Here is a 22,621-nt window from a genome sequence, read left to right as displayed (position 1 = left end):
AAATTATTGCGAGCAAATATAAGTTTTGAGACCGTCCAGGCAAGGCAATGCGAACTTCATCTGAGATATTGGTTTTCAACTGGACTTGCAACGGCTTTATGCTAAGGTAACCAGTAATTAAATGCTGGAGGTGGCATGCAAATAAGCTAGCTTTCATTCAAAATAAAATGATCAATACTAAAAAAGAAAGCAAAGAGTTTTTTTTACCAGACTTCTGTCAAGTCCAGTCCGTATTTTTTGTTATTCTTATTGCCGAACTGCTGGCTGTTGTTTTTACCTTGCTAAACTTTACTCCACAAGGATCGCTCTGGCAGTTACTTGGCGTCTATTCTATTTCAATACAACTTGTCTGTCTGTTTTCAACTGCTTCTCTTTGTCTTATTCGGCCTTACCTGGCGCGATTTGAAGACTGGGTTGCTGGCTTAATGGGATTGCTGGTAATAGTCATCATCACTTTGTTATTTAATATCATTGTGATTAAGTATTATTGGTTACAGTCGATTGATTTGGCGAATAAAGAACAAAGCTACTTTATTATTCAAAACCTTTTTATTTCAGGACTCATTGGTGCAGCGCTCTTACGCTATTTTTATTTGCAGGCGCAATATCGAAAACAATTACTGGCTGAGTCATCAGCAAGACTGCAAGCACTGCAAGCTAGAATTCGCCCTCATTTTCTGTTTAACAGCATGAATGTAATTGCTTCATTGACAAGAATTGATCCAGAAAAAGCCGAGGCTGCGATTGAAGACTTAAGCGATCTTTTTCGTGCCAGCCTAAATGTAAAAGAAGATTTAATTCCTTTTTCTCAGGAGCTAAAAAACGGAATGCGTTATCTGGCTATTGAGCAGTTAAGGCTGGGACAGCGGTTGAAGATTGAAGAAAAAATAGATCATGATTCACTCGATGTGCTTGTTCCACCTCTTACGATTCAACCTTTACTTGAAAACGCTGTCTATCACGGTATTCAGTGTTTGCCAGAGGGGGGAGTGGTCGTAGTTCAAAGTGCAGTGGATAAACATAATCTGGTGATCACAATTACCAATCCTGTAGTTGAAGGAAAAACCATCGAAAGTCAGCGAAAAAAAGGCAACGGAATGGCACTTGATAATATTCGAGAGCGACTACAGGTTATTTATAACGGTAAGGCCCAGTTTCATTGCGACCAGAGCAACGGCTGCTTTCAAGTCACTATGCTGATCCCTTGTCGTCGAGACTAGCAGAGAGTACCAGTTTTTTTGTATCGTGATTGATTCGTTGGAACCTGATAGGCAGAAGGGCCTAGAATATAAGATTAACTCAGCCAGATGTTCGGATAAGGAAAGATAAAATGAAGTTTCTCATTGTTGATGATGAACCATTGGCACAACAGCGTCTTAAGCAGCTTGTGGAAAAACTACCACAAACGGGGCAGGTATACCTGGCGAGTAATGGACTTCAGGCAATCGAACTATGTCAGCAGGAAAAACCAGACCTGGTATTGATGGACATAAGAATGCCGGGAATTGATGGACTGGAAGCAGCGCAGCATATTAGTCAGATGGAAAAAGCCCCAGCGATTATTTTTATTACTGCCTACGATGAGTATGCTCTCGACGCTTTTAAGGTTCACGCTGTTGATTATCTACTTAAGCCTGTCAGGGAAGAAAAGCTTGCAGAAGCAGTCGAGAGAGCTTGTCAGTTAAACAGAGCTCAGCTTAATGCGATTAAATCTAAACCTGACGCAAGAGCTAATATTACTGCCAAAATAAGTGGCAACATCAAGTTAATTCCTATTGAAGATGTCATATTTTTTCAGGCGGAACAAAAATATGTGACGGTGAAATATCTGGATGGTGAAACGATTATTGAAGATACTTTAAAGGAACTACAGGCTGAATTTGATCAGTCTTTTGTCAGGGTTCACCGGAATGCCCTGGTAGCTGTTCGTTATATTACTGGCATTCATAAATCGAATGATGGCAAGTCTTTTGTAACGCTTGCGGACTGTGACAAGGAACTGGAAATTAGCAGGCGCCATCTTTCTGCGGTGAAAAAGCTCATTTCCAAGCTCTGAATTAGCAAAGTAGAAAAGGAAAGCCTGGTTAACTAGTGCTTTCCTTTTTTATTTATATCAACGGAGTATTTCCAACAGGATATCTGATAAATTTCAAGTTATTGTGTTTTCTGAAATTTTGGTAAAAGATCCTGACTAACCAGATCCTCACTACCTTTAGGAAGGCTAATCGTTGTCTTTAACTGATTACCGGGAGCTGCAAAATTTAGCCCTTGTTGATAACAGGCTTGGGCTTGACCTTCTTCATGTAACTGTTCCAAAGTCCGTGCCATAAATAGATAAGCTTCCGCAGATGGTTTCAGGTGTAGTGCTTTCTCCAGATAGTGTCTGGCTTTTCCCCAAAGTTGGCAGCGAAAAGCTAGCTTACCCGCTGTCAGGTTAGCTTCTCGTGGAATTTCTTTGGCAGAAGACAGCCAGCTTTCAATAAAACTAAATTGCTTTTCAGGATTATTCGACTCAACTTGTGCATAGAGAGCCAAAACTTCAGCGTCAGCGGATTTTTTGATCAGAGGTCTGAGCAGGGCTTCTGCTTCTTCCATTTGGCCGAATTGAATCAGATATTTACAGTAGCAGCTAATATGTTTCGCTGATTTTCTAATGCTATTGCTCATACGAGACCAGCTTTCTTCCAGCCCCTCAACATTTCCCTCTTTTGCAAAGGATGAAAGTACTCCACAGACACTTTGCGATTCGATTAAAGAATATTCTTGCTCAGCAAATACTTTCTGTTTTTTTAGTTCTGGCAACAGATCGATTATTTTCTGCCAGTCGTGCAGTTCAACATAGAGTCTGCATAGGAGCTTTAAAACGTAAGGATGACTAGGACTGTCAGTGCGTAGCGTTTTTAAGCTGGCGAGGGCTTGTTCTAGCTGACCATGTTTTATCTGAAGCTGGGCCTGAGTGAGTCCTACGGCAATTTTGGCCTCTGGTTCTGCCTGATGCGCAAGTCGTAAATAAGCGTCGCGTCTTACCTCGGCATTTTGATGTTGTGCAGACTGAGCCGCAATCAGGTAGTTGATCAGCTTGGTGTCGGAATGTTTTGCCGCTTCAACCATAATATCTTCAGACATTTTCCAACGACCTTCGGTAAATGCGAGCATGCCTTGTAGTGTTCTACGTCGGGCCTTGCGTGCTTTTCTTCCTCCATGCCAGCCTCTTACTTTGCCTGCACCAGAAAGCAAAGAGCGTACAAATATGCCTATGAGCGAAAGAAGCGCAATAATAGCTACAATAAATACGATGGCAACCCAGAGGCGCATTTCATAACTTGTTTTCTCATAAGCGATAATGACAAAGCCCGGCAGGTTCTTGACCCAGGATCCGGCAATAGCACCAACAACTAGCGCGATAAAAAGCGTCAACTTCCATTTCATAGTTGGCTTTCCTCGCTTTTCTCCTGTGTTTCACCTGACAGCACCTCATCTAATTCGGATTGTGTTGAACCGGGTTGCTGCTCTAGCCAGTGGTAAAGTCGTTTTTGATTAATTATTTGAATGGCTTTTTTTGAGTCCAGCTGACGCGGTAAGTCCATGGCAACTCTCGCTTTCATGATTTCATCTATATTATTTTGAACGGTTTGCGCGGTTTCGTTGGCTACAAAAAATTCGTCTATCCAGTGCGATGCTCTCTGTAAGTTATTTCGAAATAACTCTCCTTCCCCTCGAACCAATGCAATTTGAGCTTGTTGCAGTGCTAACAAAATATTGGCATTCAGATTGCCTCTTTGTTCTGGCGTCATTAGCGGTCTTACCGGCTCACTATGATCTTTTATAGTGACGAAGTCATCCAGAAAGTTCTGATAAATTTTATTCCAGCTGAATGATTCACCTTCCTTGGTATCACTAGTCTGATCAACCTGTTCGGCTTTTTCAAACTCGAGTGCTTTAAGGTTAAGCGCTTCAATCTGGGAAGCTATCGCCTGCAAGCGAACAGCTATTCCTTCAATATCTGGTGAAACAACCAACTGAAGATTAGCGATATCCTGAGCAATAACCTGACGAAGTTCAATTAAGCTGGTATCGGCTATTTTAATGAGCCTTTCGTCAGCAGTTTTTAACAAGCCGATCGCGGTATCTTTATCCTTTTCCAGTGAGATTTTATATTCAGCTAATTTAATCAGATACTCTGCCTCAGCAAGTAACCAGTCTTGCTGCTGACGACCAGAAAGCTCTCGTACTCTCTGTTGGGTTGCCGTCAATGCCTGTTTTAACTGAGTAATCAATTGTGTTTGTTGATTGATAACTTGTTGATTCGTAGTCACTTGCTCGCGACTTAGCTCTGCTAACCTTCTGGCGTCTTGCGACATTTCGCCATTAGCGATACTTTGTCGACTCGATTCTTCCTGAAAGTCTTTCCACTGTTTGTTGATTAAGTATTGGTTATAGCTAGCCCAGCCGATGGCAATTAATGCGATTATCGAAAGGATAATAGCGACAGGCGCAAGCGGGCCTCTTTGATTTCTGGCTTTTTTCGGCTTATCCAATTTGGGAGCTGCCATCTTGTTAAATGTCGGGGCTCTGCTTTCAGCTTTGCTATCTTCAGGGGCGATATTGGCTGCGTTTTTGTCAGCAGTGACGGCTTCCTCTTCAATTTTTGTAGAAGTAGAGGAGAGTTGGGAAAGGGCTTCTGTTTTCTTGAGTTTAGAATTCTTACTGGATTTGCTATCTGGCATTGTAGAGTCAGACGCTTTTTTCTGACCGTTAGCGCCTTTTTTATTCGAGTTTTGGTCTGTGGAGAGTTTATCCTTGTCTTTCTTCTCGTCACTCATTTTTTACTTTTCCTGATTTGAGAGGAGCTTTTTTACACATTGTACCAGTTGTGATTCCGAAGCGCCCGCAGATTGCGCGATAATTGTGAAGCCTTTATTGCGTGCTGCCTGCTTTAATCGGTCACTACTGACAATTGCTGGTGTTGCGTGGCTGGGGTTGTCTGAAAGGGCTAGAATGCGGAACAGATGGTTCAGCGCCTGCTCGCTGGTTATCATCCAGACTAACTGGTTATTGTAGTTTGCTTCTCTTATTTGCTTCTGAGTGGCAAAGTCCGGGAGTCTGCGCCGATAAACAGAGATTGAATGAACAACTGCGCCTTTTTGTTGTAGTGACTCGGCGATTATAGGGCGGCCCTCGACTCCCTTAATAAGCCAGATGCTTTGTCCGCAAACTGACTCTAGCTGGGGAAGTGCAAGAAGTCCTTCGGCATTCATCTGTTGCGGGAAAGAAACCACGCCATTGAAGTAGGGTTTTAGCTTGTCCGCCGTATGTTCTCCCACGGCGAAAAGTTGAAGCTGATTGCTGTTTCGTCGGAGAAAGTCGTTTTCAGACTTCACAAAATGGTGAACTGCATTGCCACTGATAAAAATTAACTTGTCAGGCTTCTCCGGTGGAAGCTCAAATGCTTCAGGAGAGATATCAATGAGGGGCAAATGCAGAATATTTAAGTCTTCATTTAATTTTTTCAACTCGGCTATGAGCGAGTCAGCCTGGTTTGCCGGACGTGTTATCGCAAGAGAAAATGAGTTCATTCAAACTGACTATAAAGTGTTTGTTCAACAGTTTAGCAAAATTTTAAAAATTACAAAGCGCTTAGATCGACCAAAACAGGAGACTAACCCACTAAGTCGCTAGTGATTGGACTACCTTTAAACATCAAAAGCTTAAACACCAAAAAACAGGTACCAGAAGTTAGCAGTGCTATTGGCAGCGCTTCCTTGCCCAGGCTGCCAATTGAAGATTTTTGCATTTGCTAATGGGCACCGATTTTTGCCAGGATCTTATCAGCTCCGGCATCAAGAAGCTGTTTAGCAATCTTCACGCCCAAAGATTCAGCCTCATCCAGATTGCCCTTGATTTGGCGCTGGATAATTTCTCCGCCATCGAGTGCACCGACTAATGCATCAATAGTGATCTGGCCATCTGAAACAGTTGCGAAAGCGCCAATTGGTACCTGACAACCACCTTGCAAATGATTATTCACCGCTCGTTCTGCTTTCACGCGAATAGCTGTTTCTGCGTGATTCAGTGGCGCAAGCAGTTTCTTAGTTTCCTCGTCATCCGTTCGACATTCAATACCCACGGCTCCCTGGCCTCCGGCGGGCAGTAAAAAGTCTTCAGGTAGTTTTTGAGCTATCCTTTCTGGCATTTCCAGTCGAATTAAGCCTGCGGAAGCAAGAATGATAGCGTCAAATTGTCCTTCGTCTAGCTTTCCAAGCCTTGTGCCCAGATTGCCGCGTAAATCTTTAATTACCAGGTCCGGCCTTCTGGCTTTTAATTGACACTGGCGACGCAGGCTGGAAGTCCCCACCACGGCACCTTGCGGTAACGCATCAATTGACTGGTACTGATTAGATACAAATGCATCTCTGGGATCTTCTCGCTCGCAAATTACTTCCAGCCCCAAGCCTTCGGGAAACTCCATGGGTACATCTTTCATGGAGTGAACGGCAATATCGGCTCGGTTTTCCAACATGGCGACTTCAAGCTCTTTGACAAAAAGGCCTTTGCCCCCGATTTTTGCTAGTGGAGTATCAAGAATTTTGTCGCCCTTAGTGGACATGGGAACAAGTTCGACGGTTAAATCAGGGTGAAATTTTTCCAGCTCGGCTTTAACAAATTCTGCCTGCCATAAAGCTAGTGGGCTTTTTCGAGTAGCAATGCGTAGCGTACGGGACATATTCTAGTTGGCCTGTTTATCAATGGTATCCAGTTGGTTGCAAAGTGTATCACTGGTATTGCAAGGAAGAAATGATTGGGATCAAATAGCACTTGCTCCGAAAAGAATCGGGGGGGTAGTGCAAGGCTATTTGTGGGTAAAACTAATTTTGCGGAAAGGCCAGTATTTCAGCCGATTGAATTTTCCGGCGATTTTCCAGAAGTTCCGGGTTATGCATAAGGCACCCAAGATCTTCTAAAAAAACCTTAAGATCGGCAGTGCTCTGCCACATCATCTGTGAAATCAAAATGCAGGCTTGCAATGGATTTTTCGCTTGTTTTCGCTTCATGTCAACTTGAAACATAAGCCCTCTTAAGCGTTGCTGGTAGTCTTCTGGCGCTGCCTCGATAGTTTGGTTGATCCATTTGAGGCGTCGTTGCTCAAAAGCTTCCGGATCTTCTTCATTGAGTGTCATCCACTCTGTGAAATTAAACTCCGGCCAATGAAAGCTCTCCAGATTTTTTGCTTTGTCGTGCTTACTGCTCACAACAATTCCTCAATATCAACTAATTACATAGTCCATGATATCAAAGTCGATTTACGTCAAAAATTGAAAAAGTACCAATTTTTTAAGAAATTCAGGATTAAGCCTTATAAGTATAAGGAATATGTAGGCAGGTAGAATTGCTGGGGCATATTATGTTTTTGTTTTTTAATACTATTTATATTGCTTTTAGTTGGGAGTGGAAAAAATATTAATAGGAAAAAGTGATAACTTCTATATGATTTGGGGGCTAAATAATCTAAGAAACATGTGAAAATCTGAGTTCTTATCCCGAAAAGTAGGAAAAATATTGCTAAATAGACAATAAGCCAATAAAAAGCAGCCAACACCCAGGCTCCTGAGGTTTTCAGGAGCTCTCAACTGGTTACTTTTATTAGAAAAGAATAAAAATTAGCCCACCAATTAAAATTCCGCTCCAGATAAAGATCACGGTGCAAAAGCCCATAATTTGGCGAATATTGAGTCCCGCGATCCCGAGTAGTGGCAATGCCCAGAAAGGTTGGATCATATTTGTCCAGGCGTCACCCCAGGCAACAGACATTGCTGCATGTTTTAGAGGAACCGACAGTTCGTTGGCTGCTGGAATGACTATGGGCGCCTGTACTGCCCACTGGCCGCCGCCGGAAGGAACAAAAAAGTTAACAATTCCGGCGCTGATAAAGGTCAGCAGCGGAAAAGTTTCTCTGGTCGAAATCTGTACAAACCACTGGCTGATTGAATCTGCAAGTCCCGACTGAACCATCATACCCATAAGCCCCGCATAGATCGGGAACTGAAGAATAATACCGCTGGCTCCAGAAATGGCATTTTTCAGGGCCCTTAGATAGTTAAAAGGCGTCCAGTGAAGAATAAGACCGAGTGTGAGCAGACAAAGGTTGATGACATTGAGGTTCAATCCTTTGCCGGCGACAAAGTAGTTGATCAGAAAAATAAGACCGAGTGATGCCAGAGCCAGAGTGACTATTGGGCTATGTTCCAGCTTTTCTGCCGGAGTCAGCTCATCGCGATTCACCACTTCCAGTGACTCTTCCCGGTATTGCACTTCCAGAATGCGATCTTTCGGTAACATCATCAGGTTGAGTACGGGCAGGGAAGCGGCGAGTGCAAAAACGATGAGCAAGTTTTCAACGGAAAAAATGGTCTCTGAAACCGATATAACCTGTCCGTTAAGTAATGCATTGAGAGAATCCTGATTTTCCGAAGCAATTTTTAAGGGGATCGAGCCGGATAAACCTCCATGCCAGACCAGAAACCCACTGTAGGCAGCTGCTATAAGTAGCGGAAAATGAATGCCATTAACCCGGTTAGCCACTTCGCGCGCTACCAGCGCACCGACCACGAGGCCGAAGCCCCAATTGATCCAGGCTGCGAGGATAGATACCAGAGTCACAAGAATAACCGCTGCCGGAGGAGTTTTTGCCAGGCTTGCGACTTGGGCGAGTAGTTTCTGTACCGGCGTGCTCATAGCAAGTACATGACCGAAAACCAGGATCAAAACCATTTGCATCGAAAAGCTTAGGAGCTTCCAGAAGCCATTGCCCCAATGTTCGGCCATTTGTACTGGCGACTGCTCCTGGAAAAGAAGACCGCATACAAAAACCACCATTGAAAGAATAACTGCGAATAGAAATGCATCGGGTAGCCAGCGTTGCATAACTCGGCTAAAAAAATCGGCAGTAGATTTAATCATTGTTTTTATTCCGATTAGATAAATTTGAGCGTTAATCTAACACAATTTCTCTTTCTTATGGGTAGATGAGAGGACGGGAGGTGACTCCATTAATGGTCGGAGACGGAAAACAGATTTAGCGAAGCTCGCGATAGCGGTGTAGAATAAGCCTGTTCTTAAAGACCAACTCTCAAATGAACTGATTAGCAATTCGAGAATAACTGATATGAAGCCAACCCAACGTTTTGTCGCAGGTGCAGTATGTCCGCAATGTAACGAGCAGGACGCTCTGCTGATCGATAGTAAAGATCAGAGCATCGAATGCGTTGATTGTGGCTATACCCAGTCTGCTGAGCAAAGGGATACGAAAAAAGACGAATCTAAGCAAAGCAAAGTTTCCGGAGCTCAAAAGCACAAGCCGGAAAATCTTATCAACATTAAACAAATTGAAGAATAGCATCATGGAAATTGATCGAATTAACCTGGTTAAGAAAAATGCGACTTTGTTGCATGATAAAAATACGGTAGAGCAAGCCATAAAAAGTATGGCTGTAACAATTAGCAAAGACTATAAAGACAAAAATCCGATCTTTTTGGTGATAATGAACGGCGGGTTAATTTTTGCAGGAAAACTATTACCGCTTCTGGATATTCCGGCGGAAATTGACTATTGCCATGCAACTCGTTATCGCGGCGAAACCAGCGGCGGTGAACTGATCTGGAAAGCAACGCCGCAAACGAGCATCGAGGATCGTCATGTGGTATTGCTGGATGACATTCTGGATGAAGGCTATACCTTAAAATCGATTGTTGAAACCTGTGAAAAGATGGGGGCTGCATCCGTTAAAACAGCGGTGTTGATTGAGAAAGAGCATGACCGTAAAGCAGTTGAAGGGATGTGTGCCGACTATTGTGAACTGACAACGCCAGATCATTATATTTTTGGCTGTGGTATGGATATCGATCATTACTGGCGCAATACTGATGCTATCTATATCTACAATCCAGAGAAAGATATCGAGAAATAATTCGAGAAAGTAATCGAGTAACCTAGAATGATTAAAAAAATATCCATACTGATGGCAATGCAGCAGGAAGCACAGCCCATTATCGATTCGCTGGAAATGGTTGAAAAGCAAGATGCCATTCACCAGCAACTACCGATGCGCTGTTTTCAAAAGCAGGTGGGTGAGATACTGGTTTCACTTTTGGTTAGTGGAATTGATTCACGTCATCAGGTAGATAATATTGGAAGTGAAGCAGCCACTTTAATGGCGTATGAAGCCATTACTCAGTTAAAGCCTGACCTGCTGATTTCCGCAGGAACCGCTGGAGGTTTCGCCAAGCGTGGCGCACAAATTGGGACAATTTATGTCAGTGAAGAACACTTTATCTATCATGACAGGCATGTGCCTCTGCCTGGATTCGATCAATCAGCGATAGGTAAATATCCTGCGGTAAAAGCCAGCCGACTAGCTAAAAATCTGCACATCAAAAGTGGTGTTATTTCGACAGGGTCATCATTGGAGAAAAGCGACAAAGATGTGCTGATTATCGATAGTCATGATGCGGTAGCTAAAGAAATGGAAGCGGCCGGAATAGCCTGGGTTGCGATGCTTTTCAATATTCCGATGATGGCGTTAAAGTCGATCACCAATTTACTCGATGAAGATAATAAATCGGAAGAAGAGTTTGTAAATAATTTAAATATTGCTTCCAGGTCTTTACACGATAAGGTTTTGGAAATGATTGATTATTTGCAGAATAAGTCGGTTGCGGATATTGCCTAGCCAATAAAAAGGAATGCACTAGAAGTTTTATGTTTGGTTTTTTCAAAAAAAGCGCAAAGAAACCTCACTTTCAACGACTGGAGTTAGATGGCCATAGTGGAGTCTCAAGTGAAGGTTTCGAATTATCAAAATTGTTTTTAGATATAGAAAATTTTGTACGTATAAATAGAGATTACTATTTAGAGACTCTGACCAAATTTTCTAGCCAAAATGAACACTCAACAACTATTGACAGGCTTTTACCATGCTGGATTAGTAAAATGACATCGTCGCTTGGCGATAATTTTTTTGCTTATCGTTCGAAACATTTTTATCTGATTAGTCAACAAGATGAAAGATATGTCTCTAACTTTCTACGCTCTTTGGAAAATATATATTTCAGAGTAGCTAAGGTACTCGGCGACTTGCATTTGGAGGATAATCGTAGAATACCAATAATTATTTTTCCGGACGTTGAATGCTATTATGAATATATCGCATATTATTATCCAGAAGAAGGTGAGTTTGCGGAAAGTGGTGGAATATTTGTTAATGATCTAATTCCACATTTTGCATTTCCGTTGATAGAACAAAGCGCTGCAACCGCTGTTGCTGCTCATGAGTTGACGCACGCTCTGGTTTCTCATTTGCCGATACCAACATGGTTAAATGAAGGGCTTGCTGTAAATATAGAGTCTACAATTACGGGGATTAATCCTTTTCATCTTTCAAGAGAAAAGCATAACAAGCACCTTTCTTTCTGGGGGGAAGATGAAATCCAGGAATTTTGGTCTGGAGAATCATTTTTCAGAGTGGATGAAGCCAACTTGCTAAGTTATCAACTTGCACAGTTAATCACTCGGACATTGGCAGGAAATCAGCATTCTTTTCACGCATTTGTTGCGGATGCTCATTATGATGACGCTGGAGAGGCTGCGTTGAACAAACACTATGGTTTAAGTCTGGCGGATGTTATAGAAAATGTTTTTGGGGAGGGAGACTGGGTGCCTCAGCCCCAAAAATGGATTGATTCAACAAGATAGTTGTTAGGATGAGCCTTAGCCCATTATTTTTTGGTAATAGTGGGCTGTGTCATAAGTTTATTCAGGCAAATTATTAACTTTCAAATTCTTCCAATTGCTCGGTAACTTCCATCCATTCTTCTTCCAACACTTCCAGTTCTGCTTTTATTTCTGACGAACGATTCATGGTGTTAGTTAGTTTCGTTTTATTTTCTTCCTGATAAATAGTCGCATCAGCAAGTTCTGCCTCAAGCGTTTCATTTTCTTGCTGCAATTTTGCCATTTTTTCTTCAATACTTTTAAGCTTCTTGGTGAGCGGCGCTTTCTTTTGGCGAAGCTCTGCTTCCAGTCGTTTTTGCTCTTTACGAGAAACCGCAGAGTTTTCTTTCCTCTCATCGTTGACAGCGACTTCTCTAGCCGCACTTGACCATCGATTTTCATTCAACCATTTTTGGTAATCTGTCAAGTCACCAGTGAAGGGCTCTACCTTGCCAGAATTAACCAGCCAGAATTCATCAACAACACTTTCCATTAGATTTTTGTCATGGGCAACGAGTAATACCGCACCTTCAAAGTCCTGTAGCGCCAAAGATAGCGCTTCGCGCATTTCAATATCAAAATGGTTGGTTGGTTCATCAAGCAGAAGCAAGTTGGGTTTTTGCCAGGTAATCATGGCTAATACTAATCTTGCTTTTTCTCCTCCGGAAAATCCCTTAACTTTATCCAGTGTTTTATCACCATGAAAAGCAAAACCACCAAGAAAATTTCTCGCTTCCTGTTCACTAATGTTTTCGCCCAGAGATTGAATATGCCAGATTGGAGATTGATCAAGATTTAACTGTTCCACCTGGTGTTGAGCAAAATAACCCGCGTTAAAATGTTTATTGCGATTGACCTCGCCAGCTTGTGGATTTAATTCTGAGCAGATCAGCTTAATCAGTGTCGATTTACCTTCGCCGTTTCTACCGAGTAAACCTATCCGTTGACCGGCGAGAATGCGCATTTTTATATCGGACAGAATAGTGACATCGCCATAGCCGACTGAAGTATCTTCGATGTTAATTAATTCAGTCAGGTTTTTATTAATCGGCGCAAACTCAAAGCCAAACTTGGTTCTGATTTGAACTGCGCTGACTTTGTCCATTTTTTCCAGAGCCTTGACTCGGCTTTGTGCCTGGGTCGCCTTACTCGCTTTGGCTTTAAATCGGGTAATAAATTTTTCCAGATGCTCGATTTCTTTTTGCTGCTTTTCAAATTGAGCTTGTTGCAAAACTTCTCGTTCGTGTTTCTGTTTCTCGAAACTGGAGTAATTGCCAACGTATTGATTAATTTTCTGATTATCAAAGTGCAGAATGTGAGTTGAGAAACTATCCAGAAAATCCCTGTCATGGGAAATAGTCATCAACATTCCCTCGTAGTTTTTTAGAAAGCTTTGCAGCCAGAGTACCGCTTCGAGATCCAGGTGATTCGTGGGTTCATCAAGCAACATGATTTCTGCGGGCTGAATAAGCGCCTGTGCAAGATTTAAGCGCATTCGCCAGCCACCAGAAAGCGCTTTAACCGGTGCAGCCATTTGATCTTCACTAAAACTTAAACCGGTTAATAGCTTTGCTGCCTGAGAAGGTAAAGACCAACCATTAATAGCTTCCAGTTTACTATGAATATCGGCTATTTGATGGCCATCTTCTTTTTCTTCTGCCTGTTTTAGTTGGTTTGTGAGTTGATGATATTCTGTGTGTCCGGATAACACATAATCTACTGCAGTCAGGTCACTTGCTGGTGTTTCCTGTTTTGCCGAACTGATTCGCCACTTTGGGGGAAACTCCAGCTCACCCTGCTCGGGGGATAACTCATTCTTGATCAGTTGAAACAGGCTTGATTTACCACAGCCATTCTTGCCGACAATGCCGATCTTTTGATCGGGATAGAGCGTTAAGTCGACTTTATCCAGAAGCTGTTTATTGCCTTGAAAAAGGGTAAGCTGTTTTAAGCGAATCATCGTTGAATTTGAAAGTGGGATAAAAATAAAGGCAGCATTGTATCAAGGGCGAGGTTTAATTGCACTGCCAGCGGCTGTTGGCTATGATCCACTGCCATTAGACTGATCGGTCTAAATTGATAAGAGGAACTCGGATGCAATATCGTCGATTTGGGAAAACTGACCTTCAAATATCTGAAATTGGCTTTGGCTCCTGGGCAATTGGCGGGAACAGTTTTGGTAACGTTGAAAAATCAGATGCGTTAGCCGCTTTGGCTAGAGCTGAAGAGCTGGGTTGCAATTTTGTTGATACGGCTGCGGTATACGGTAATGCAGAATCGATATTGGGAGAGTTTCTGCAAGGAAGACGCCAAAAATGGGTGGTGGCAACTAAGTATTCCAGTCAGAAGCTGGATATGGAAACGACTATCAAACAACAGCTTGAGCGTCTTAAAACTGACTACATAGACTTTTATCAAATTCACTGGGCACCGTCGGACCATGAACTGTATGAAAAGCTCTATCGATTAAAAGAGTCAGGTCTGGTTCGCTACGTTGGTGTTTCTTTATCCAGCCGCAATGATATTGACTATGTTATTAACAAAACCGAGATCGATGGATTTCAAGTTCCTATGAGCTTAGTCCAGCCCAATCCGTTAATGAATAAAGTTAAGCAAATTGAAGCAAAAGGACTCGGTGTTATCGTCCGTTCCTGTTTGGCAAATGGTTTTCTTACAGGTAAATACAGTGAGCAGAGCCAGTTTAACGATCCCAATGATCAACGTAGTCACTACTCCACAGAAAAGATCGCTTCTTTAGTTAGTAATGCCAGAAATTTTGATTGCCTCACTAGTGAAAACCTGAGCCTGACTCAGACGGCCATTAACTACACACTAGCCATTGCGCAGGTTTCCAGCGTTATCTTAAGTACTAAAAATGACACTCAGGCCAGCGAAAACTTTTTAGCTTCTCAAGATCACGCATTGACCGATGAACAGCTGGCTAAGATTCATCAGATTCAGAAATCTATGGGCGTTCTGGATTATTCGCTAAAAGAGAATTTTCGTTATTGGCTTTCAGGTTTAAAGCAAAAACTGAAGTAGTGGAATTTTAAATAATCGGCTTTTAGTAAACTGAAATTTCCAGCATATCACTAAGCTGTTCCAGGGCGTACAAGCCTGCCAGAGAGTTACCTGCTTCATTGAGTGCTGGAGACCAGACACAGATTGTGTAGTTGTTGGGGTAAACTGCCAGAATACCTCCGCCAACACCGCTCTTGCCCGGTAAGCCAACTTTAAAGGCAAAGTCTCCAGCCTCATCATATAACCCGCAGGTTGCCAGCAATGCGTTGACTCGCTTAGTCTGTTTGGCTGTTAATAGCCTTTCCTGTGAAAGTGGCACACCCTTATTGGCCAGGAGGACCGCCGCTCGCGCCAGATCAACACAACTCATTTCAATCGCGCAGTGATGACTATAACTCTCAAGAACTTTTTCCACCGGATTTTCAAAATTATGAAATGCTTTCATCAAGTAAGCCATGGCCGCATTGCGAGAGCCATGATTTAATTCGGAACGTGCCACCTGCTGATTAACTTTAATCATATTATTTTGGGAAAGAGACTTTAACATTTCAAGTAACTGGTAATTGGGTGCAGATAAACGAGACTCCAGACGATCGCAAACCAGCAATGCTCCTGCATTGATAAAAGGATTTCTGGGAATTCCGTTTTCACTTTCTAGCTGTACCAGTGAGTTGAATCGTAATCCGGATGGTTCACGTCCAACCCATTGCCATAGTTGGTCGCCATAAGTCTTAATCGCTTGAATCAAGGTAAATAGTTTACTGATGCTCTGGATTGAAAAGGGTTTCTCTGCATCCCCGGCGGTATAAGTCTCGCCATTGATATTACAGATCGCAATACCAAACTGATTGGGTTTTACCCTGGCTAATGCGGGAATATAGTCGGCTATCTTACCTTTGCCTGATAAAGATTGTGCCTTCTCCGCAATCGTTTCGAGAATTTTGTTGAGCTTGAGATCTGAATACATAAAAGTAAGTAGTGTTTTTACTAATACTAAAGATGTTAGCATAGATAAGATTCTACGGAATGATCAACAAACCTTTAGTTATCACTAGACTCAGAAATTCTGAAATACAAAAAACAGGTGAATGAATACCGGTGAATGAAGAACAGACATTCGGTGGTGAGTTGTTGAACTATCTGCTAGTTAGCTGAATTGTCATCCAGTTTTCGCTGGAGGTATCTTTGGCTTCCTGAGGATAGAAAAGGTTTGCGCGACCAGAGTTCTGATGGTTGATACCGCCCACTCTTAGCATCACTCTCCAGGTATTTCCGGAAAATTTGCTGCGCAAAATTTGAAATTCTCGATGTGTACCCTTTAAGAACTCAATCTGTGTGCCCTTATCGGTTTCTTTTGAGCCTGAAAAAGGAACCCAGAATGCTGACCATTGCTGATGGTTCCACCAGTCAAAATCGGGCCATTGTTTTCCGTCAAATTCGCGCTCTCCAATTTGCGCTGAGGCGTGAAGGTTCCACAGCGACTTTGACTCCGGGTGTTCGATATAGATATCAGCCGTAGTATAGTCATTTTTTTTGCCTTTCATGCAAATATAGAATGACTCTGAGTCGTTCATCAGGAGTATCGAAACTTTGGCGGGTAACTGAAGCTTGTGTGCTGGTTGCCACTCTCGATCGTCACATTGTCCATCAAGCAAGGGTTTGGTAGTTGTTGATGGTACTTTGATAGCTTGATTTATCGGATATGAATGGGCTGCTAAAGATATTGTAAGGCCGCAGATTATACCTGCCAGGATTTTCTTCATGTCTGTTCCTCCTAACTGGGGATTTTATACGAGAACTCTATGCTGAAAACAATAACGAAAAGGCTAACTGAATAAAATTTGAGTTAAGTTGAATGTACTGCGCGTTAAGTCGACCGTGCGTAATATATAATTTGCGCTAGAGAGCAGGGTTGGTTAAGTGATAAAATCCGGCTAATCGTCAGGTATATTGTTGTTCACATTGTAGGAATTCAAGTGTTGATAAGTGAGTTGAAAGAAAGAGTGTTAGAGGTTGTTGATTATGATGACTCTTGGCGAATCAGATTTAAAGACGAGTGCGAACTATTGAAGAATGTTTTTGGACAAAATGCACTCAATATTGAACATATTGGAAGTACTGCGGTAAGTGGATTAGCGGCAAAACCAGTAATTGATATTTTGGTTGAAGTAGAGTCCCTTGAAAAGCTCGAAAACTGCCATGCCATGCTGGAGTCACATGGTTACAAAATAAAAGGTGAGAATGGAATTGAAGGTCGACGCTATTTTCAAAAAGGCGGAAATCAGCGAAGTCATCACGTACACGCTTTTAAGCAAGGAGATGAACATCTGGTCCGTCATCGAGCATTCAGGGATTATCTGATTGAGCACCCCAAAGTGGCAGAAGAATATGGTGATTTGAAAAAGCGGGCAGCAGAAAAATGTAATAATGATATTTATCACTATATGGAGCTGAAAAGCGATTATATTCAGAAGCACGAGCGGATCGCTTTGGCTTGGTACAAAATGAAATAAGATTTAATGAAGAAGTAGCTTTATACCAAGTATTTCGTTGCGGTTTTTTATTTGATTTTGAGTATCTGGAAATATTACTTAAAGAAAATGTTTTTGTTTGTCCGGTTATCAGGGAAGAAAAAATGAAGTTGTTATATATAGTGTTGAGTGGCCTATTCATAAATGTCTTAGCTGGATGTGTATCATCCCCAAAGTTAACACTCGATGACACGTATCTCTTAGCGCATAAGCAAATTAATGGAAATAATAAAAAATCGGGCATTAAAAACCTTCACTATTGTGCAGAGAAAGGTCATGGTGGATGTGCTGAGATATTAGGTTGGGAATATTATGACGGAGAATATTTGAAAACTGATGTTGACGCTGCAGTTTATTGGTTAAAAGTTGCAGCTGCCACAGAGTTAAAGTTCGGGTATGCTGGCTTTTCAGGTGCATTAAGCGTTGCAGAGATTCTCTGTGATGAAGCTCTGGCAGTGAGTGAAGACGAAATAGCGCGTTGGATCGAGTACGCATCCAACTTACTTACTGATGCTCGACTCTCTTTTTTACAGGAGGGGGACAGTGAGGTGGTAGAAGAAATTCTTTTGCGAATTGAAGTCATTGCTTCTAAAAACAAAAAACATCAATGCAAATTAGCTGAAAAATAGTTTACAAAAACTCAATAACGATAGGCTTGGCTGCAGCACTAGTCACAATAAAAATTTATAATTTCCATAAAGTTAATGTAAAAGCACAAGTTGAAAAAAATTTGCAAGCAAGCGCAGAGAAACGCCTTAAACTACTACCCAAATACTATATTGACCCGCCTATTTCTTTTTCCCTTATTTTCAATTTTGCTGACTTTTATCACACCAATTTCCTCAATGTTATTCACATGGGTTCCACCACAGGGCTGCAGATCAATATTCTCTCCAATTTTTACAAGTCGAACCTTCCCTGCGCCTTTAGGTGGTTGAACTGACATGGTGCGAACCAGTTCTGGCTGATTTTCCAGTTCTTCATCGGTTATCCAACGGAATTCAACTTTCTGTTTTTCAGCAATGATCCGATTCAGGTCTTCTGTAATTTGATCTTTATCCAGCGGTTTTTCGCCAACGTCAAAGTCGAGACGACTTTTTTCCTTTCCGATTTGCCCGCCGGTAACTCCACAAGGAACAACCGAGCAAAGAAGATGCAGTGCCGTGTGCATTCGCATGTGCAGGTAGCGGGTGTCCCAGTCTATTTCGGCTTTTACCATCTGTCCTACTTCAGGCAGGCTTTGACCGGCTTCCGGCACATGAACTATTTCACCTGATTCTCGATCTTTAACCGTGGTCGCGATTTTAATTTGGCTATTGCCAAAAGTTAAAGTACCGCTATCGCCAGGTTGTCCTCCACCAGTTGGATAGAAAATCGTTTGGTTCAATATGATACCGCCACGATCATTGATCGCTCTAACTTCGGCATCACAGGTATTCTGATAGGCATCTTGTTGAAACAGGGCAATAGTCATAGTTTATTCGTGTCTCTGTTCAGAAAGTACTAGTGAGCATTAGCCCTAAGATGCCGAAAATCAACCAAGAGTGCAACTATCTAATATTTAAACTTCACTGGTCGCGCTTTTGCTGAATGCTTCTCGTTGACTTGATCTATTTATAAGCTTCATGCCGAAAATAAACCGAGTGATATTATTTCGCTTGAGTAACTCATAGCCCAAAGCGCAGAAAAAAAAGGTCAGAAAGATAAGTGAAACTGGTTCAAGTATTGGGCCCAAAGCAAATTTTGCCAGCCATGCAGCGACAACAACCGTGACCGTTTGATGCAAAATATACCAGGGAAGAACAGCTTCATTCATGTAACTGAGAAAACGGTTTGACCGGGTTAAATAGCGGCCGGCATAACCGAGTAGCATAAACAGCCAACAGATAATATTCATAGCTTTGACACTATTAATCAGTAGAAACGTTTCAAAGTGACTTGCCAGCTCATTGACATCAAAGCCTGCTTCGGTCAATAAAACGTCCAGTCTTCCATTGTGAAAAATTAGCGTGGTGGCGTAGCCAAACAGCGCACCGAGTAAAAACTTTCGCCGATGGAGAATAATCTGTTGCCAGCCTATTCGGCATTTTGGTAACAGATAACCAAGCGCAAATATGGAAAAAGATACGGCATGATTATACCAGTCGCTCGTCAGGTTATGGGTGATTGGGTGATCTGGCTTGAGCCAGAAAATAGTTAAAGTAATCCAGACCGAAAACAGCACAAATAATACGCCCGCTCCAACTCGTTGATTGAATGCCACCCAATTTACTCGAGTCAGGAGAGGCCGCACTAGCAGATAAATTAGTGTGTAATGCCATAGGTAGGCCAGATACCAGAGATGATTCCAGGTCAATAACCCAAGAGGTCCGTGGTTGTATTTACGCAGTGCCGAAGTGTCAGGATCGATATAAAGTTGATAAAAGCTCCAGTAACCACCGCTGAAGTCGTTGTTTGCGACAATTTCCAGGTAGGTCTGAGGCGGCACAATAATGTACATACCGAGTACCAGAGGGACGAATACTCGAACAAATCTCAATTTCAGTAATTTACCGGGTCCTACTTTTGCTTCTACCAGTGAAAGGGCCATTCCGGAAATCAAAAATATAAGGGGCATACGCCAGCGATTGAGCAGGAGCATCAAGTTTTGCAGAAATTCGCTCTGGTAAGCACTTTTTATGTGCCAACCCCAGTCATACACATAAAACATTCCTATGTGATAAAAGATAAGCAGCAAAAAGGCCAGCACGCGAAGCCAGTCGATATCATACCTTCTTAAATTGGCTGCTGTTGTAATGCTTTGATTATGCGTCATTGAATGTTCCACTTTTTTCGAAGAGATGGTTAAAGTCTTAACATATTCGCCGCAGTGGGTACTGTGAAAATACTGAAAAGTGGTTAAAAAACAATGGATAGGGATAAGCGGTGGTATAATGTGATGAAATGAACACGAAAAATCAGCCGTCTGATTAGAATAGCCTGTATGAGTCGATTGAAGCATTATCAACAATATCACGTCTGGTACGAAATCCTGGCGATAGTCATTTTTTTTGCGATCAACAATACCATTCTGGCGACATCAGTCATTATGGAAGAGCATAGAGATGGTTCGAGTGACCTCGCTTTGTGGGAGCCCTTTGTCTGGGAATACTCGAGCGCTATCAGTACCATGTTATTAATTTGGCCGCTTGTTCGATTTTTGCGAAAGTGTCCATTTAATTGGACATCAGTTGGATATTCGTTGTTACTTTACTTTATTGCTTCGGTGATTTTTTCTTTGTCGCATATTGCCTTGATGGTGTTGATCCGAAAACTGGTTTATTGGTGGACCGGTGGCAATTATGATTTTGGCGATCTTGGTTATGAGCTGGTTTATGAATATCGCAAAGATCTATGGTCATTCGTTTTCCTCATATTTATTTATCACGGCTACGCCTATATTTCTTCCCAATTGCTTGGAGAGGCTAACCTGGTGCAAGATGGCGAAGAGCAAAAAGCGACACCTGATTGTGAAAGGTTGCTGGTTAAGAAGTTAGGCAAAGAATTTATTATCAAGGTGTCCGAGATTGAATGGTTAGAGTCATCCGGAAATTATGTCAATTTACATGTAGCAGGCCGTATTTACCCCATGCGCTCTACTCTGAATCGGCTGGTTGAGCAAATCGCTGAAAAGGGTTTTTATCGCATCCATCGCTCCTACGCAGTTAATCTTGATCAAATTGATTCGATCACACCGCTGGGGAGTGGTGATAGCGAAGTAAAGCTCAATAATGGCAAAGTACTTAACCTTTCCCGGCGCTATAAGGATGGTTTAAAGGAACTTCTTCATTAGAAACCCGCATCGAGAAAGACAGACTTATCTAGCAGTCGGTGGAAGTACTGGATAGCCTTCACATAGTCTTCAACTGCGATACTCTCGTTGATGCCGTGGACTGAATCGAGTGTATCTGGTGTTAACCTGACCATTAGAAAACGGTAGACATTATTTGAAAGATCATAGAAATGTTTGGCGTCAGTTCCTCCTAAAACAAGATAGGGGGCGACTAATATCTCTGGTGAAATTTCACGTATAGACTCTTCTATCAAGTGGTAGGGCTTTACATCAATTGGCGAGACCGGCGAAGGATTTTTCTGCATAAACATTTCGAGCTTTACTCTAGAGTCATCAATTGCTTTGGTAACATGAGCTAATACACTTTGAGTCGTTTCACCGGGAAAGATTCTAAAGTTTGCTACAGCTTGTGCTTGTGTGGGAAGAATGTTGGACTTACTACTTCCCTTTAGCATAGTGACTGCGGTGCTGGTACGAATGGCTGCAGCACTGCTTGGTGATTGTGCAAGTGTTGCTTTAACCAGCGGCTCAGTTAGCCAAAGATTAGACATAATGAGACGTGTTGTTAAATCGGCATAGTGTCCAATCTGTTTAAAGGTTAAACGAGTAAATTGAAGATCCGCCGGAAAAGGACTGGTTTCAAGTTTGACAATCGCCTGGGCTAATATTCCCGCTGCGGTATGATCCGGAGGCATTGAGGAGTGACCGCCAGCAGCATTGACAGTCATGCGAACATTAACAAATCCCTTTTCGCCGATTCCAATCAATGCAACGGGTTGTTTAAAACCTTTTACGACGTCCTGGACAACAGCGCCACCTTCATCGAGTACAAACTCAAATCGAATACCTTTTTTTCGAAAATATTCTGCACTGACTTTAGCTCCGTTTTCACCGCCAGTTTCTTCATCGTGACCAAAAGCAAAATAAACGCTTCTTACTGGTTTCTTACCTTCTGCCAGTTGAGCTTCCATGGCTTCCATTATTGCCATTACAGTCGATTTATCATCTAACGCACCGCGCCCCCAAATTTTGCCATTTGAGATTTTTCCAGAAAAGGGAGGGTGGGACCATTGGTCCAGAGTTGCTTCATCAACAGGTACAACATCCATGTGGCCCATGAATAATACGGGTGCTAGTAGAGTGTCGCTACCGGGAAAGTGGTATATCAGGCTGTACTGATTAATAACTTCCTTTTGGGCATGTTGGTGAACTAAAGGGAATTTTTCCATCAGTAGTTGATGGAATTGAATAAATGCGTCGCTTGTCGGCTCAGACTCATCCCGAGAAATCGTTTGGATTTGAATCGCCGAGCTAAGCCGCTCAGCGACTTTGGCGTTATCTACACTCAGCAATTTGGGCTGAGCCTTGGGATGATATTGACGATCAGGAAATTCAGTCGATAATTTATAGAGAGTAACGTAGCCAAGCAGGATTACAACTAGCAATAAAAATATCAGTTTTTTCATAGGT

22 protein-coding genes are annotated in these 22,621 nt (G+C 42.3%); 10 read left to right on the top strand and 12 right to left on the bottom strand.

Annotated elements, in window-relative coordinates:
- Positions 1 to 167: 167 nt before the first annotated feature.
- Complete coding sequence (locus tag IYN84_RS10575; RefSeq protein WP_196139162.1) at positions 168 to 1,220, top strand: sensor histidine kinase; 1,053 nt, start codon at positions 168 to 170, stop codon at positions 1,218 to 1,220.
- A gap of 110 nt (positions 1,221 to 1,330) precedes the next feature.
- Positions 1,331 to 2,056, top strand: coding sequence for a LytTR family DNA-binding domain-containing protein (locus IYN84_RS10570; RefSeq protein ID WP_196139161.1), 726 nt, complete (start codon positions 1,331 to 1,333; stop codon positions 2,054 to 2,056).
- A 98-nt stretch (positions 2,057 to 2,154) separates the two neighbouring features.
- Here IYN84_RS10570 and IYN84_RS10565 read toward each other — a convergent pair whose 3' ends face one another.
- The 6 genes from IYN84_RS10565 to IYN84_RS10540 form a co-directional block, all read right to left on the bottom strand.
- Positions 2,155 to 3,429: a heme biosynthesis HemY N-terminal domain-containing protein gene (locus IYN84_RS10565; protein WP_196139160.1), complete on the bottom strand. Its 1,275-nt coding sequence runs from the start codon at positions 3,427 to 3,429 to the stop codon at positions 2,155 to 2,157.
- Positions 3,426 to 4,823, bottom strand: coding sequence for a uroporphyrinogen-III C-methyltransferase (locus IYN84_RS10560; RefSeq protein WP_196139159.1), 1,398 nt, complete (start codon positions 4,821 to 4,823; stop codon positions 3,426 to 3,428). Before IYN84_RS10560 ends, IYN84_RS10565 begins: the two co-directional genes overlap by 4 nt.
- A gap of 3 nt (positions 4,824 to 4,826) precedes the next feature.
- Positions 4,827 to 5,576: a uroporphyrinogen-III synthase gene (locus IYN84_RS10555; RefSeq protein WP_196139158.1), complete on the bottom strand. Its 750-nt coding sequence runs from the start codon at positions 5,574 to 5,576 to the stop codon at positions 4,827 to 4,829.
- Positions 5,577 to 5,797: 221 nt separating this feature from the next.
- Positions 5,798 to 6,724 (bottom strand): hydroxymethylbilane synthase, encoded by a 927-nt coding sequence (hemC, locus tag IYN84_RS10550; RefSeq protein WP_196139157.1) that lies wholly within the window; start codon positions 6,722 to 6,724, stop codon positions 5,798 to 5,800.
- Positions 6,725 to 6,866: 142 nt separating this feature from the next.
- Complete coding sequence (locus tag IYN84_RS10545) at positions 6,867 to 7,250, bottom strand: DUF3135 domain-containing protein (protein ID WP_196139156.1); 384 nt, start codon at positions 7,248 to 7,250, stop codon at positions 6,867 to 6,869.
- A gap of 391 nt (positions 7,251 to 7,641) precedes the next feature.
- Complete coding sequence (locus tag IYN84_RS10540) at positions 7,642 to 8,958, bottom strand: short-chain fatty acid transporter (RefSeq protein ID WP_196139155.1); 1,317 nt, start codon at positions 8,956 to 8,958, stop codon at positions 7,642 to 7,644.
- Positions 8,959 to 9,163: 205 nt separating this feature from the next.
- On the opposite strand from IYN84_RS10540, the gene IYN84_RS10535 reads away from it, so the two are divergent.
- From IYN84_RS10535 to IYN84_RS10520, 4 genes are all read left to right on the top strand, one after another.
- Positions 9,164 to 9,394: a YheV family putative zinc ribbon protein gene (locus tag IYN84_RS10535; RefSeq protein WP_196139154.1), complete on the top strand. Its 231-nt coding sequence runs from the start codon at positions 9,164 to 9,166 to the stop codon at positions 9,392 to 9,394.
- A gap of 4 nt (positions 9,395 to 9,398) precedes the next feature.
- Positions 9,399 to 9,965, top strand: coding sequence for a hypoxanthine-guanine phosphoribosyltransferase (locus IYN84_RS10530; protein WP_196139153.1), 567 nt, complete (start codon positions 9,399 to 9,401; stop codon positions 9,963 to 9,965).
- A gap of 27 nt (positions 9,966 to 9,992) precedes the next feature.
- The gene (locus tag IYN84_RS10525) at positions 9,993 to 10,727 is read left to right on the top strand and encodes a hypothetical protein (protein ID WP_196139152.1); all 735 of its coding nucleotides are present in this window, start codon (positions 9,993 to 9,995) and stop codon (positions 10,725 to 10,727) included.
- 260 nt (positions 10,728 to 10,987) lie between these two features.
- The gene (locus IYN84_RS10520) at positions 10,988 to 11,749 is read left to right on the top strand and encodes a hypothetical protein (protein WP_196139151.1); all 762 of its coding nucleotides are present in this window, start codon (positions 10,988 to 10,990) and stop codon (positions 11,747 to 11,749) included.
- Positions 11,750 to 11,822: 73 nt separating this feature from the next.
- On the opposite strand, the gene IYN84_RS10515 is transcribed toward IYN84_RS10520, so the two are convergent.
- Complete coding sequence (locus IYN84_RS10515; RefSeq protein ID WP_196139150.1) at positions 11,823 to 13,727, bottom strand: ATP-binding cassette domain-containing protein; 1,905 nt, start codon at positions 13,725 to 13,727, stop codon at positions 11,823 to 11,825.
- 134 nt (positions 13,728 to 13,861) lie between these two features.
- Between IYN84_RS10515 and IYN84_RS10510 the strand changes: the two genes are divergently transcribed.
- Complete coding sequence (locus IYN84_RS10510; protein ID WP_196139149.1) at positions 13,862 to 14,809, top strand: aldo/keto reductase; 948 nt, start codon at positions 13,862 to 13,864, stop codon at positions 14,807 to 14,809.
- 22 nt (positions 14,810 to 14,831) lie between these two features.
- Here IYN84_RS10510 and glsB read toward each other — a convergent pair whose 3' ends face one another.
- The gene (gene glsB, locus IYN84_RS10505) at positions 14,832 to 15,797 is read right to left on the bottom strand and encodes a glutaminase B (protein ID WP_246722775.1); all 966 of its coding nucleotides are present in this window, start codon (positions 15,795 to 15,797) and stop codon (positions 14,832 to 14,834) included.
- A gap of 127 nt (positions 15,798 to 15,924) precedes the next feature.
- Positions 15,925 to 16,551, bottom strand: a complete 627-nt coding sequence (locus tag IYN84_RS10500; RefSeq protein WP_196139148.1) for a hypothetical protein — start codon at positions 16,549 to 16,551, stop codon at positions 15,925 to 15,927.
- Between the two features lie 213 nt (positions 16,552 to 16,764).
- On the opposite strand from IYN84_RS10500, the gene IYN84_RS10495 reads away from it, so the two are divergent.
- Both IYN84_RS10495 and IYN84_RS10490 read left to right on the top strand, forming a co-directional pair.
- Positions 16,765 to 17,301: a GrpB family protein gene (locus tag IYN84_RS10495; protein WP_210330378.1), complete on the top strand. Its 537-nt coding sequence runs from the start codon at positions 16,765 to 16,767 to the stop codon at positions 17,299 to 17,301.
- Positions 17,283 to 17,948 carry a hypothetical protein gene (locus IYN84_RS10490; RefSeq protein WP_196139147.1) on the top strand — a complete coding sequence of 222 codons (666 nt, stop codon included), beginning with the start codon at positions 17,283 to 17,285 and terminating at the stop codon, positions 17,946 to 17,948. Before IYN84_RS10495 ends, IYN84_RS10490 begins: the two co-directional genes overlap by 19 nt.
- A gap of 134 nt (positions 17,949 to 18,082) precedes the next feature.
- On the opposite strand, the gene IYN84_RS10485 is transcribed toward IYN84_RS10490, so the two are convergent.
- Entirely contained in the window at positions 18,083 to 18,793 is a 711-nt protein-coding gene (locus tag IYN84_RS10485) for an alanyl-tRNA editing protein (RefSeq protein ID WP_196139146.1), read from the bottom strand.
- 87 nt (positions 18,794 to 18,880) lie between these two features.
- Positions 18,881 to 20,134 (bottom strand): acyltransferase family protein, encoded by a 1,254-nt coding sequence (locus tag IYN84_RS10480; protein WP_196139145.1) that lies wholly within the window; start codon positions 20,132 to 20,134, stop codon positions 18,881 to 18,883.
- A 168-nt stretch (positions 20,135 to 20,302) separates the two neighbouring features.
- On the opposite strand from IYN84_RS10480, the gene IYN84_RS10475 reads away from it, so the two are divergent.
- Positions 20,303 to 21,151 carry a LytTR family DNA-binding domain-containing protein gene (locus IYN84_RS10475; RefSeq protein WP_196139144.1) on the top strand — a complete coding sequence of 283 codons (849 nt, stop codon included), beginning with the start codon at positions 20,303 to 20,305 and terminating at the stop codon, positions 21,149 to 21,151.
- Here the strand turns inward: IYN84_RS10475 and IYN84_RS10470 are convergent.
- A complete protein-coding gene (locus tag IYN84_RS10470) occupies positions 21,148 to 22,617 on the bottom strand; it encodes a M20 family peptidase (protein WP_196139143.1) in 1,470 nt (489 codons plus the stop codon). The genes IYN84_RS10475 and IYN84_RS10470 overlap by 4 nt on opposite strands.
- Positions 22,618 to 22,621 lie beyond the last annotated feature (4 nt).

The sequence above is a fragment of the Aliikangiella sp. G2MR2-5 genome (assembly GCF_015687155.1).
In the GTDB taxonomy this organism is placed as follows: domain Bacteria; phylum Pseudomonadota; class Gammaproteobacteria; order Enterobacterales; family Kangiellaceae; genus Aliikangiella.
This window is presented reverse-complemented; position numbering and strand designations above follow the sequence as displayed.